At 52.0% G+C, this 12,800-nt stretch carries 9 protein-coding genes; 2 read left to right on the top strand and 7 right to left on the bottom strand.

Annotation, left to right across the window (positions count from 1 at the left end; all coding sequences use genetic code 11):
- The first annotated feature begins 225 nt into the window (after positions 1–225).
- Positions 226–2,484, top strand: coding sequence for an amidohydrolase family protein (locus tag PsAD46_RS01740; RefSeq protein ID WP_193776897.1), 2,259 nt, complete (start codon positions 226–228; stop codon positions 2,482–2,484).
- Positions 2,485–2,804: 320 nt separating this feature from the next.
- Here the strand turns inward: PsAD46_RS01740 and PsAD46_RS01735 are convergent, their stop codons facing one another.
- The 4 genes from PsAD46_RS01735 to PsAD46_RS01720 all read right to left on the bottom strand — a co-directional run bounded on the left by PsAD46_RS01735 (position 2,805) and on the right by PsAD46_RS01720 (position 9,276).
- Positions 2,805–3,077 carry a hypothetical protein gene (locus PsAD46_RS01735; RefSeq protein ID WP_063286260.1) on the bottom strand — a complete coding sequence of 91 codons (273 nt, stop codon included), beginning with the start codon at positions 3,075–3,077 and terminating at the stop codon, positions 2,805–2,807.
- 354 nt (positions 3,078–3,431) lie between these two features.
- Positions 3,432–5,093 (bottom strand): DUF4375 domain-containing protein, encoded by a 1,662-nt coding sequence (locus tag PsAD46_RS01730; protein ID WP_063306016.1) that lies wholly within the window; start codon positions 5,091–5,093, stop codon positions 3,432–3,434.
- Between the two features lie 501 nt (positions 5,094–5,594).
- Positions 5,595–8,537, bottom strand: coding sequence for a DNA polymerase I (polA, locus tag PsAD46_RS01725; RefSeq protein ID WP_084404304.1), 2,943 nt, complete (start codon positions 8,535–8,537; stop codon positions 5,595–5,597).
- A gap of 130 nt (positions 8,538–8,667) precedes the next feature.
- A complete protein-coding gene (locus PsAD46_RS01720; protein WP_208981623.1) occupies positions 8,668–9,276 on the bottom strand; it encodes a TetR/AcrR family transcriptional regulator in 609 nt (202 codons plus the stop codon).
- A gap of 77 nt (positions 9,277–9,353) precedes the next feature.
- Between PsAD46_RS01720 and PsAD46_RS01715 the strand changes: the two genes are divergently transcribed.
- On the top strand, positions 9,354–10,124 hold the full coding sequence (locus tag PsAD46_RS01715; protein ID WP_208981622.1) for an SDR family NAD(P)-dependent oxidoreductase: 771 nt from the start codon (positions 9,354–9,356) through the stop codon (positions 10,122–10,124).
- Between the two features lie 149 nt (positions 10,125–10,273).
- On the opposite strand, the gene PsAD46_RS01710 is transcribed toward PsAD46_RS01715, so the two are convergent.
- The 3 genes from PsAD46_RS01710 to PsAD46_RS01700 form a co-directional block, all read right to left on the bottom strand.
- Positions 10,274–10,756 carry a hypothetical protein gene (locus PsAD46_RS01710; protein ID WP_063306013.1) on the bottom strand — a complete coding sequence of 161 codons (483 nt, stop codon included), beginning with the start codon at positions 10,754–10,756 and terminating at the stop codon, positions 10,274–10,276.
- Positions 10,753–11,529 (bottom strand): DUF2092 domain-containing protein, encoded by a 777-nt coding sequence (locus PsAD46_RS01705; protein WP_063306012.1) that lies wholly within the window; start codon positions 11,527–11,529, stop codon positions 10,753–10,755. Before PsAD46_RS01705 ends, PsAD46_RS01710 begins: the two co-directional genes overlap by 4 nt.
- Before the next feature lie 174 nt (positions 11,530–11,703).
- A complete protein-coding gene (locus PsAD46_RS01700; protein WP_063292552.1) occupies positions 11,704–12,750 on the bottom strand; it encodes an acyltransferase family protein in 1,047 nt (348 codons plus the stop codon).
- Between the last annotated feature and the right edge of the window lie 50 nt (positions 12,751–12,800).

Genomic DNA, 12,800 nt, shown 5'->3' with positions numbered 1-12,800 from the left:
CTTGGGTTAGACTTTGTAAGTCAAGCTTGGAACTTGCGGCGGGTTGGTTGAAATCAGGGATCAGAGTACATCAGATTACAATCTCCAATGGCAATTATGTGTTTATCATCAATTGGAGATTTGGTTTTCATGCTTGCATCCATCTGCTTTCCAACTGCCAGGCATAGAGGCAGCACGGTCAAACGGCGGGCATCGTTTTTGGTCGCCTGTGCTCCGGTAGTTTTGATGATGACACTCTCTCAGGCGCAGGCTGAGCAGCAGACGCTTTTTTATGGCGGCGATATTCTGACAATGGCCGATGAGAAGGCGGATCGACGCAAAACAGTCAAAGCGCTGATTGTTCGAAATGGCGAAATCTCTGAGATCTTCACGTCGGACGAAGACTACCAAACCTATTTATCCGACAGCGCTGTCACCAAGGTCAATTTGGGTGGGGCTATCTTAATGCCCGGCTTTATTGAGCCACATATGCATATGCCGCTTGTGGTGAACTATGCTGCGGTTGCTGACCTTTCTCCTTGTTTGCCAGAACCTTACAGCTACCGCACCTATGACAACCAGGTTGACCCGCGTTTTAAAGACAAAACCGTTTGCAAATATGATGGCAGTATTGAGACTGGTTTTGAATGGACGTGGAATGTCTTGAACAGTGCACCCAATCGCTGGGTGCCTTTTGCGCCGGATGGGACGCTCACAAAACAGGCCTGGATTGTGGGGAATGGCATTGATCCTTCACGGTTTGGTGTCACGCCAGATGAGATCCAGCGCGTTGTTGCTTTCCGCTCCCGTCCCGCCGAGGAAATCAGTGAAAGTGTTGAGGGTGCTGATGCGCATCCTGTACTTATTCTGGATCAGTCCGAACACGTTGCCTATGTCAATGGGAATGCGTTTGTTGCTGCCAACATCTGCACTGCCTGGCCTTGTGGGCCGGAGATAAACAGGAACAAGGACATGCCTGCGCCAGACCCTCTTGGCAAATGGGAGGTTTATACTGGTCAGGATGGGAACGCCTATTACTCCGGCTTATTGCAGGAAGAAGCGGCTTACAGGCCGTTTGTTGCGAAAATTCAGGAGATGGCAGGTGTGCCTGCCAGTAGCCCCTTCTTCTTCATGGATTATGCGGAAGGCCTCAAGGCCGTTGCTCCGGTGGTTGAAAAGATTGCGGCGGCTGGCGTCACGACCATTGTGAATGGTGGTGGCTTCACTGTTCCTATCATTCAGCTCAACAAAGACGTTGCGCTGCATAAAGATGAGGCTGGCAATTTCACAGCTCCGTTCCGTATCCGCACGCTTATTTCGGCTACGGCGATTGATCCCAGTGAGCATAGTAAAACAGCGGTTGAGATTGCCGAGGCGGAGATGACGTCTTTGTGGCCTAACGAGGTTTTGAGCAAAACGACGCTGATAAAGAACACGCAGGGCCGCTACGGTGCGACGGGCATCAAGTTCTGGGCGGATGGTTCAACGCAGGGGTGTTCGGCTTATCTCACTCAGGGTTACAACATAAATGGCATTTGCGTGGATGAGGAGAATGGCAAGAAGACTGCCGTTACCGGCTCGCATGGCGCGAACTATCAGTTCTTTATGCCGGACAATGATGAAGAGCCGGATTTGAGCAAGATTGCGGGAGGGGATGGAAGCTTTCTGGCCGCTTTGCAACCCTTCTGGAGCAAAGGCTGGCCTATTCAAATCCACACCAATGGCGACAAGGCGATCAAGGCCGTCGCGATCACCACATTGGGACTGAGTACCGGACGGTGCAACGAGTATCCTGTGACGCTTATTCACGCGACGGTTGGCGGGGACCCTGCAACTTCACCCAGTTCAGTTGCGCAGTATTTGTGGGAGCTGACCAAAGTTGCAAGGCGGGTGCATTGCAAAAACGAGGGAGGCCTTCCTCTGAATTTCATCGTGTCGCACCTTACCGGTCATGTCGGGTATTGGGGTGGCGGGTTTGTTAGCCTGCTGGATGGCAAGGATCTCAATAATTTAGGTGCGGACGGAGACCCTAACGGGCGGGCGCCGACGTTGGATGCCACCACGTTAGATGTTCGCGATAACATCCCCTTCACGCTGCACAGTGATGCGCCTATCGCACCGGTGAATCCGCTTTGGTATGTTGAGCAGATGGTCACTCGCAACACCTGGGTCTATCCAGATATCAAGGGCAGTCAAGTCAAAGACATGCCTGACAGCAAGTGGGCTGGAAACCGGGATGGCCGATCCATCTATGAGAACCTGAAGGGCATTACCGCCGTTGCAGCCGAGCAAACACTGATTGATGACAAGGTTGGCACGCTGGAGCAGGGCAAAGTGGCTGATCTGGTCATACTCGACAGGAACCCGCTTGATGCAGACAGCGACGTGAACAGCAGTGTTGCCATCAACAAGATCAAGGTTTGCTATACGTATTTGGCAGGTAAGCAGTGGAAGCCAAAGAGCTTTTCTGATGAGGCCTGCGGAAAGATCAAGATAACCGACTAAGGGGTTTGCGCAGAGTATGGCTCGCTTTAAGCTCAGGTGCTGCGGCTCCTTAGATCCGGGGAATGGCTCGCACCTGTAGGTGCTGCTAGGGTCAAATTTACCAAGGCGCTGACCTGCGGGCTTAGTTGCCCGGCCGCAGGCCAGCAGGATGCTCATTTTGTGCTGTGTGCACGGGTGATGACACGGGGTGTTGTGAGATCGCCGGAGCATCGAAAGGCACAGTGCGTGAGTGCGCACGGGCGGGTGGTTGGAACACCCGGTTTTGCGCGCGTGATGGGATTAAGCCGTTTTGCCTGTTTAAGTTTCAGGCAAAGACTGGCTTATTCAAGAAGCGATATTTTGGATTTTTTTGGCTGCGGATGGGCGACCCGCTCCAGTATTCCGCAGGTCTTTCTTAATGCTTCCAGTCGGTCGCGTAAGGCTTGTTGCAGAGTGAACAAAGCATCGCGTTCCCGGCATTCCTGCATCCGCTCATTCAGCACTAATTGCTGCATATAAGCTAGATTTTCCAAATCCGAGACAGCTATGATGACTTCGTCAATTTCGTTTTGAAGCGTGTTTGTGGCGCTACATGCGCATGCGGTGTCGTCCATTCTCAATCCCTCTGTCTTTAGGGTGTTGAAGGACCGCAGCGACAACGAGCTTGTGATGGCCCGCTGGCGAGCGGGAGGTTCACAACCTGTAAGACAGACAGGCGAGTTTATTCCCCCCCGAAGGAGGTGTTGTATTCACCGCCCTCCCGCTCATAGCAAAGGGTTTGCGCGCTACCTATAAAGCAGGCACAAAAAATCCGCCAGTGACGGGAGCGGTAACCGCTGTCTTAGAGAGGTTGTGAAGCCTCGCCAAACAGGATGGCCGCAGATGCATGCGGTGTCAATGGGGAGTTGTTGCGGGTGGGGGAGGGGTGTTGCGGAAACACCCCATATCCCGTTTATAGATCAAGCAGGCTATGTTTGGCACTTTCTCTTTTCATCTCGCAGTTGCCGAGCGGCTTCTGCGTCCAGCCTCATCGACTTTAACATCGCAATCGGAAAGTGCTCTTCTCTCCCGCTTTCAAGATCAGATAAATGGACTCCCCCGGGATTGGCCTTTGCTATAAAGACACGCTCCTCTACCTTAAATCGCCACGTCACAAAGCGATGCTCTAGGTTATATTCATCTAGAACACCCCAATGAAAGCCAACATCTTTTTCTTTGTGATCAGTCCAGAGCAACACAGCTTCAGGCAGACGAAGGTCTTTAAACAGTTGAGGAAAGCCGGACAGAATTTTTGCTCGCGCGAGCAGCTTACCCGGCTTTTTTGTCGGTATCTTTTTCGATAATTTAAAAGCTTCCGCAGCATCTAATATGTCTTTGCGCCCAAGATATGAAAGAAATTTGAACCATATTTTATGCGCTATACTATTCCTCACCTCGAACAATGATACAGTATCTTCAGTTTGGAATAGACACATCTCACCGATTGTTGTTTCAATCAGAAATGCTGCAAGGTAGCGAGAATTATGATCTAGCGTATTCTGTAAACTTGTAAAAAATGGACCTGTGTTGGTAGTCTGTTGAACACTTGCTAAAGCTATAGCAAGTGCAAATTTCTTGTCATCTGGAATAGCATTAGTAAGCTCTTCCAAATCATCCGCTTTCTTAATATGAGCACGCTCTGCTTGTTCGGCGAGAGCAAATGGACTAGCTGCAACTACTTTCTCAATAGTCGACGTGATCTCGTCCTCAGGCACAAGCATAAGGTTGGGATGACAGGTAATCCAAGTAAAGCTATGAATGAAATAACGAGATAAATGATCAGGATCAGGCTCCGAAAAATGCTCTTTTACGATCTCGAAGACGCTTCTCTTTTGTCTTCCCTTGCGCCTGTTATCAATCGTTATCTTAATTAGCGTCACAACTTGATCTATATCGATTTGGATCAGCTTTTCTAAGCGCTCGGCTGGTAGCGGCCCCCATGTAACTCTTGCTTTATGCGCAAAGGCCGCCTCAGCGCATCGAAGCCCCTCTCGCACTGCTGCTTCTAGAGTTTTTGTATCAATACGCTCCATTACTGCGTCTTCAACAGCAGTCGCTACTTTTTCAAGATTGGGAGGGAGTTCAAGTTTCGCTCTTAAGAGCGCTGCAGTGTCCTCTGGCAGGCTTGCAAAATACTCAGCACGCTCCTCTTCAGAGAACTTTAGCTCATAAAGTTCATCATCAAGTACTTCCAGTTCAGGTGCCCTATTATCGGCCCCATCTTGAATAGAAGCTTCCTCTGGGTTCTGACGGCAAAACTCAGCGCAGCGATCAACGATATTAGCAAGCTCCGGTAGGCCAATTGTGCGAGCACCCCTTGCTGCTCCCTCAAGATTTTGCTCCAGCAAATCAAAGCTGTTGTGAATGAACTGACTATTTCCGCCATTTTTCACTTGAGCCACATAGTAGTCGAGATGGTACAAATCACTGTATTCATTTAATAAAGTCTTTGGCGAATAACCCGCTTCAAAGAGTTGCCTCACATACCGAACCAATCCACCAATTGGCCCGTGAGTCTGTTCGTGAGGTGCCGTTTCAAAAATCACTAAGGGCAATGATGGATCGTTGGGTATGTACTCAGGCTTAATCATTGCTCACTAACCTATTGAAGACGTAATTCTTGTGTGGGCTAAACACCCTTAAAATCTTAGGGTGTTCCTAGCATTACTCTTGCAAGTTGTTAAGCTCACCACCGCATTCAAAAATTCACTATCTGGATCCCGCAACAAGTGCGGGATGGCGGTGGTGGTTTGGGGGCTGCTGTTGCCTTCTGACGTCTTCCCGGGCGAGCGGAGCGGTGATCCGGGATCCAGAGCTGCTCATGAGCGCTTTGATGGAGTGCCGATGAAGTGGCTGCTGGGGAGTTGCGGGCGATAAGCGCGGTTGAGCGTGAGGTGACGCCTCATGGGTCCCGGCTCGGGGGCCGGGAAGACACCGAAGGGGTGTGGCTTGGCGACTTCGGTGTTCGTGGTCTGCTGGTGAGCAAAGGCTTTATGTGCGTGGTTTTGTGCGGCCCAGGTTGGCGGGGTGCTTGGCCCGGGATCGCACTGTTTGCTGGAGCTAATAGCCTTGCCCTGAGGGAAAAAGAGGCGCTAGTGCGCCTCTTCCCAGTTGGTGGCGGCTTCGGCTTCTACTTTGAGAGGGACCGAGAGCTGGAGGGCGGGTTCTGTTGCTTTTTCCATGGTGGTGATGACGAGTTTTTTGGTCTCGTCCACCTGATCCTCAGGCAGTTCAAAGATCAATTCATCATGCACCTGCAGCAGCATTTGCGCGTCCAGATTTGCCGTTTCCAGAACCTCGTCCATACGCACCATGGCACGGCGGATGATATCTGCCGCTGAGCCCTGAATTGGGGCGTTGATGGCTGCGCGCTCATAGAACTGGCGCATGTTCGGGTTTTTGGTGTTTACATCCGGGTAGTGGGCGCGGCGGCCAAAGATGGTTTCTACATAACCGTTTGCATGGACAAACTTTTTGGTTTCTTCCATGTACTCTTTGATGCCGGGGAAGCGCTCAAAATACGTTTTGATGTAATCACCGGCTTCACCACGACCAATGCCCAGCTGGTTTGCAAGACCGAACGCGGAAATGCCGTAGATGATGCCGAAGTTGATGGCTTTTGCACGGCGGCGAACGCTTGGATCCATGCCCTCAATCGGCACACCAAACATCTCGCTTGCTGTCATGGCGTGAATGTCGAGCCCATCAGCAAACGCCTGTTTGAGCTGAGGAATATCGGCCATATGGGCGAGCACGCGCAGTTCAATCTGGCTGTAATCGGCAGAGATGAGCTTTTTGCCCTTCCCAGAGATAAACGCCTGACGGATTTTGCGGCCTTCAGAGGTTCTGATCGGGATGTTCTGGATGTTTGGCTCAGAGGAGGACAAACGGCCCGTGGAGGTGGACGCCAGCGAGAACGAGGTGTGGACGCGGCCCGTCTCCTGATTGATGAAGCTTGGCAGGGCGTCAGTGTAGGTGGATTTCAGCTTGCTGAGCTGGCGCCACTCTACAATTTTGCTAGGCAGTTCATGACCTTGCGCGGCGAGATCATCCAGCACGGAAGCCGAAGTGGACCAAGCACCGGTTTTGGTTTTTTTGCCGCCGGGCAGACCCATTTTGCCAAACAGGATTTCACTCAGCTGCTTTGGCGAGCCGACGTTGAAGATTTCGCCAGCCTTATCGTGGATTTCCGCTTCCAGCGCGGCTGCGCCTTGCGCAAACTCGCCGGAGAGCAAAGAGAGCATTTGACGGTCGATGGAGATGCCGCGGCGCTCCATTTTGGCCAGCGTTGCCACCATCGGGCGTTCCAGACGCTCATAAACCACGGTCATTTCCTCAGCAGCGAGGCGTGGTTTGAGGATTTTCCAGAGGCGCAGGGTGACGTCTGCATCTTCCGCCGCATAGGAGGTGGCTTTGTCCAGCGGCACCTTGTCGAATGAGATCTGCGATTTGCCGGAGCCGCACACTTCCTTGAACGGGATTGGTGTGTGGTTGAGCCAGCGCTGGGAGAGCTCATCCATGCCATTGCCGCCCATACCCGCGTCGAGCGCATAGGAGAGCAGCATGGTGTCGTCAAACGGCGCCATTTCCACGCCGTAACGTTTGAGCACGAGCCAGTCGTACTTCATGTTCTGCGCGATTTTGAGGACAGCCGGGTCTTCCAGCATTGGCTTGAGCAGGGCAACCGCTTCGTTTAGCGGGATCTGACCTTCCAGCAGCGCACCGCCGCTGAAGAGATCGCCTTCGCCATCCACATGGGCCAGCGGGATGTAACAGGCTTTGCCCGGAGTGCAGGAGAGGGAAACGCCAACAAGGCCAGCTTCCATGGCGTTGAGGGCATCTGTCTCAGTATCCACAGCCACGTAGCCCACTTCATAGGCTTCCGCTATCCACTCTTTGAGGCGCTCAGTGGTAGAAACTGTTTCGTATGCGGAATTATCTATAGGCAGCGTAGATATTTCAGCTGCAACTTTCTCTGCCAGAGGGGCGGCGGTCCATGCTTTACCCTCAAGTTCTCCCGCAGAATCCTCAGCTTGTTCTGCCGGTTTTGCAGTGCTTTCCCAGCCTTCAATCACAGGCTCAATCGGCTCGATGTTTTCCAACACAGCGCCGGTTTTATCTGCCACTTTTTTGGTGAGGCTGGTGAAGCCCATGGCTTTGAGGAAGCCAACTGCTTGCGCGCCATCCACATCACACACGGTGAAGTCTTCGACCGGAGTTTCCACCGGTACGGCCTCTTCCAGCTGCACGAGGCGCTTGGAAATGCGGGCCTGCTCGGCGAACTCGATGAGGTTCTCGCGGCGCTTCTTCTGCTTGATGGTGTCGGCTTGTGCCAGAAGACTATCCAGATCGCCAAACTCGTTGATGAGCAGAGCGGCGGTTTTGAGGCCGATGCCTGGGACGCCGGGCACGTTATCGACGCTATCGCCTGCGAGCGACTGCACTTCGACGACCTTTTCCGGGCCAACGCCGAATTTCTCGAAGACCTCGGGCTTGCCGATCACCTTGTTTTTCATGGTGTCGACCATGCCGATCTTATCGGTGACAAGCTGCATCAGGTCTTTATCGCCGGAAACGATGGTAACGCGGGCGCCTTGTGCGGCTGCCTGACGGGCGTAGGTGGCAATCAGGTCATCCGCCTCATAGCCCTGCTGCTCAATGGCAGGCACACCAAACGCGCGCGTTGCCTGACGGATCAGACCAAACTGCGGGCGCAGGTCTTCTGGCGGCGGTGGGCGGTGAGCTTTGTATTCCGGGTAGAAATCGTTGCGGAACGTTTTGCCGGACTTATCGAAAATCACGGCGAAGTGGGTTGGCTCGTCACCAGTTTCTTTGGTGGGGCCTTCCTGCATCATCTTCCAAAGCATGTTGCAGAAGCCGGAAACCGCGCCAACGGGCAGTCCGTCAGGCTTGCGAGTAAGCGGCGGCAGCGCGTGATATGCGCGGAAAATGAAGGTAGAGCCATCGATCAGGATGAGGTGATCGTTCTCTGTGAGAGCTGGTGCAATGGATTGTGTCGACATGAGCGGGATCATGCCCGCCTTGGGCCGACAAAGAAAGAGGAATTAACCCTTTTTCAATGATGTTTTAGCGGAGGGTGAGTTTGGAACGGCCTCTGGCTACTTAGCTTTCAACTTCCACCTAACAAAAATGAAGTTACTCTGACTAATCCTGTTGTTCTAACAAATCTAATGCCTCCAGAATTGCTGATCTTGTATCCTTCGTGGATGTGCTTGGTAATCCACCTTCAATCGAGAGCATAGCCAGGCCGTGTACGGCCCCCCACGCAAGCAGGGACTTAGCTGGGATTTCAGTGTGTTTTTCATCTTCAACAGCATCGTTAAGCAATAGGCGCGTCATGCGTGCCTCTGCTTCGACTAAATCTACATCTGTCTCATCCAACAATGCCGTACGGAACATTGTTTTGAACTTGGCAGGTTCAGAAAGAGCAAAGTCCAGATAGGCCTGCCCCTTAGCGGAAAATACTGAGAGCCCCGCACTGCGTGCTTCAGTGGCTGCCGTTTCCATATGCTCTGCCATTCCGCGATGTGCACGGACAGCAACTGCCGTCATCACAGCCCGCTTGTCTTTAAAGTGCCTGAAAGCCGCAGCAGAGGAAACACCTGCATTTTTGGCAGCAGCCCGTAAGCTCACCCCCTCTGGCCCTTTTTCAGGCAACTGAGCTTCGACAGCATCCAGAAGCGCCTCACGCAAACCTCCATGATGATATTCTGATGTGCCCGGAGTTTGTTGTTCTTGCCTCGATGTTACCATTGATAACTTTCCACTTGACCAGATAGCCTCAACCAATGTTACCATCGATAACATATTTGAAATCTGGAGAATTACTCATGAATTCTGTTTTAATTTCCGGTGCCTCCAAAGGGCTGGGTGCCGCAATGTTAAAAGCTTTTACAACAAACGGATGGCAAGCGATTGGTACATCTCGCCAAGGAGGCACTTTAGAAGAACTTGATGTGTGCGACGAAGATTCTGTGATTGCACTTCGCAACCGCATTAACCTTGTCCCCGACTGTTTGATATTGAATGCGGGTTCTGGCATCGCTGGCCCTATTGAAATGACAGCTGCTTCTGAAGCCGTTCGACAGATCGATACCAACCTACTCGGCGTTGATAGAATGGTACGCGCCTTTCTTCCTGATATGCGAAAAAGGCGAGCAGGAACGATTGTGATTATTGGCTCTATTGCATCACGGCTCCCAATCCCTTTTCAAGCACTTTACAGTGCATCAAAAGCTGCGATTGCTAATTATGCGGCGGCCTTATCAATGGAGGTCGCCCCTTTTGGACTCCACGTTATACTGGTGGAACCGGGAGATCATCGAACTGGCTTTGGTGCAGCGAGAAGGCGAAGTCCATCCGACAACGACCCTTACGAACCTTCTACAACACGTGCAATTAACAGTATGGCGAAAAGCGAAGAAAGCGGAAATGACCCGGAGCGATTTGCAAATTTAGTCGTTCGTGCTTGCATGTCAGACAAGCCTCCACACCGCCTTACAGTTTCAACTTTTTCAGAGCGTATGCTTTTGATTTTATCAGCAATTTTGCCCCAACGAATGATGTTGAAGGCTACACGAAGAGCATTCTGTCGGGCATAGAAGTCCAATGTAATTTAGGCGCTCCCAAAATGAACATCCGGCACGGACTTTATTTCGAAGCCCAAACCAGAGAAAAGCGCAATCCCGCAGTTGGGTCATGAGTCAGATTGACAATCACAGAGTACACCATGTGTTTACTTATGACCTTCCTACGGCTTCTCACCCTGCCTAATGGGTTCCACGGGCTCTAAATAAGGCATGAAACCGGATTGGTTGTTGCGGATGGTTGGTTTGTATTTGCCTTCCGGACAGATGAAAATCAGCTCTTCCTGAATGCGGATCTGCTGGCATTCTTCGTTGAGCTCATAGACAAAGCCGTTGTTGTCACCGCTGAAGTAGTAATCGTTGGTAGCTGGCTCTTTTCCCGCCTCTGCTTTGTCAGCGCCATGTACGGATTTGTTGCAGAGATCGCGGATCTTATCGCGGTATTGAGAGCCGCCCAGATCAGCAATGCCCTCACGCTTCATGTGCTCTTCCTCGCACTCCGCAACTTCGGCGGATGTGGCCTGTTTGGGGGGAGGCGGAGTTTCCTGCGCCTGGGCTGTGAGTATGCCGGTGCCTGTGATGAAGGTCAGGATGGCCAGTGATCTGAGTGAGTTGCTGAGAAGCTGTGCTGTGGTGGAGTAACTCATCTTGAGCTCCTTCCGTTTTCTACTGCTGAAAGGGCAGGCAGGCTGAAGCGCTCAGCCCCCTCAGGAGGATTGAAGCGGAAGTCTTCTGAATTGAGCTGAGGTTCAAGGTTCCACCCTCGATAGGACAGGTGTGTTTGAGGCAAACCAACAAGGTCCTTATAAGTGATAATAAGATAACCGGGCAGGCCGCTGTCTTCGTAGACCCACAACTGCCAATCTACCTGATCGTTAAAAAAGGCAAGATGATGGGCAACCCCTTCTGGCAGAACCTCACGCCCGACGTAGACGGACTTCGTTATCAGGTCATCAAGCATCTGGCCCAGTTCCGGGTTGGCCAAATCAATGCCGGGCAATGTGAGCTGAAAGTCACTGCGTAGTACCTCAATAAATTCCGAGGAAGTTCCAGTGAAATCACCCTGAGTGTAGATGTTCCGCGTTTTGTCGAAGTAAGTGATGATGCCGTCATCAAGATAGATTTCACTCATCCCGTTGGGGCGTGGGAGATCAATTTTCAGATCACCATGCCCAAGAATGTTGACCGTGTATTCGAACACAAAGTTTAGCGGCACCCTGTCTTTAAAGATCCGTTCCTCGCTCGCGTAGACGGTAAAGCTCATGGCTTTGATTTCGCTGAACTTCTCGATGGTCTTATTGAGAATTTGACGTGCTTTATCTTCTTTTTGCGCAACAGCGGGGTGGGGGCGTAGCTCCAGCCAGCCAATGGCCACGAGAATGAAGAGAAGCGGCAGAACCCTGAGAGCCCCGAGTTTCATGAAGATACGTTCCTTGATCTTGTCACACCGTTTGCTTCCGCAAAGCCTAAGCAAAGACCGGAAAGACCTTCTGAACCCAACCACTAAAATTGGCGCTTGCTGAACATGCATGCAAAAAGCCCCCGAAAGCAGCGGCTCCGGGGGCTTAGGCAGATCAGCGATTTCGCGCAGATATCAGGTTGGTGACGGTGCAGGGCTCTTGGCGCGTGGCATTTCCGCGATGTAGGCCCATGCCGGACGTTTGAACAGGAACTGGCCGTAACCTACTTTGGTGATCAGCCAGAACAGGATCATCGGTGCGATGGTTGCGGTGCACGTGACGATCAACGAGATCACGCCCGCATCCTGAATGATGCCCAGTTTGAGCAAGATTGTGCGCGAGACAGCCATCGGGAAGAAGAAAGACAGGTAGATCACGATAGAGTTTTTGCCCATGTAGCGCAACAGATCCAGCGCCTTGACCTTGGAGAGCAGTGCGGAAACGGTGATCACCGCCAATGCGCCCAAACCGCCCAGAGCAAGCGAGGCAAATGGCAGGTCTGCATAGCCGTAGCCAACGAACAGGCCGTTGACGACGGCCCAGACAAACACAAAGGCCAAGCCCTTCAACACGTTCTCGCGCACCCAGTCAGCAATGACGAAGATCTTTTGCGCAAAGATGTAACCGGCGAAAAAGAACACGAAGCGAGCGGCTGTTTCGTCAATCAGCACCGAGCCGGTGTGCAACGCGCTGATTTGCAGGCCAGCAGCGACCAGCAAGGTCACTTGCCATGGCACTTTTAGTGAGTGCAGCAGTTTGGTGATGACGAAGAAAACGGGCAGGGCGTAGATGAACCAGAGGGTTCCGAATGGTTGTACGAAGGCGAGCGCGTAGTGCATCAACACGCCGTCCCAGCCAAACTCTGCTGCGAAGGATGGTGCTTTCATTCCAAACTGGATCGTAAGCCAGAGAATGTAGAAGTAGAAGAAATGGACGACTTTACGGTCCAGATACAGGCGCCAGTCCCGATCCAGCGTCAAGGCGAGGAACAAGCCGGAGATCATGAAAAAGTCCGGCATACGGAAGGGCTTAGCAAAGGCAACAATGTCGCCCATGAACCCCATTTCGCCAATGGCGCTTCCAACCCCAAGGGTTGAATGCATCATCACCACGAGAAAGATGCAAAAGCCTTTCGCGTAGTCGACCCAATCCACACGACTGGAGGTTTGGTGCGCCGCCATGTAATACCGCCCATAAATTTACTAATTAATTCGTGCAATCATAAGTTTTA

The sequence above is a fragment of the Pseudovibrio sp. Ad46 genome (assembly GCF_001623065.1).
GTDB lineage: Bacteria > Pseudomonadota > Alphaproteobacteria > Rhizobiales > Stappiaceae > Pseudovibrio.
This window is presented reverse-complemented; position numbering and strand designations above follow the sequence as displayed.

Bases quoted from the DNA above. Each gene is read 5' to 3' on its own strand.
- PsAD46_RS01740 (WP_193776897.1), top strand. From the start codon at position 226: ATGATGACACTCTCTCAGGCGCAGGCTGAGCAGCAGACGCTTTTTTAT.
- PsAD46_RS01735 (WP_063286260.1), bottom strand. From the start codon at position 3,077: ATGGACGACACCGCATGCGCATGTAGCGCCACAAACACGCTTCAAAAC.
- PsAD46_RS01730 (WP_063306016.1), bottom strand. From the start codon at position 5,093: ATGATTAAGCCTGAGTACATACCCAACGATCCATCATTGCCCTTAGTG.
- polA (WP_084404304.1), bottom strand. From the start codon at position 8,537: ATGATCCCGCTCATGTCGACACAATCCATTGCACCAGCTCTCACAGAG.
- PsAD46_RS01720 (WP_208981623.1), bottom strand. From the start codon at position 9,276: ATGGTAACATCGAGGCAAGAACAACAAACTCCGGGCACATCAGAATAT.
- PsAD46_RS01715 (WP_208981622.1), top strand. From the start codon at position 9,354: ATGAATTCTGTTTTAATTTCCGGTGCCTCCAAAGGGCTGGGTGCCGCA.
- PsAD46_RS01710 (WP_063306013.1), bottom strand. From the start codon at position 10,756: ATGAGTTACTCCACCACAGCACAGCTTCTCAGCAACTCACTCAGATCA.
- PsAD46_RS01705 (WP_063306012.1), bottom strand. From the start codon at position 11,529: ATGAAACTCGGGGCTCTCAGGGTTCTGCCGCTTCTCTTCATTCTCGTG.
- PsAD46_RS01700 (WP_063292552.1), bottom strand. From the start codon at position 12,750: ATGGCGGCGCACCAAACCTCCAGTCGTGTGGATTGGGTCGACTACGCG.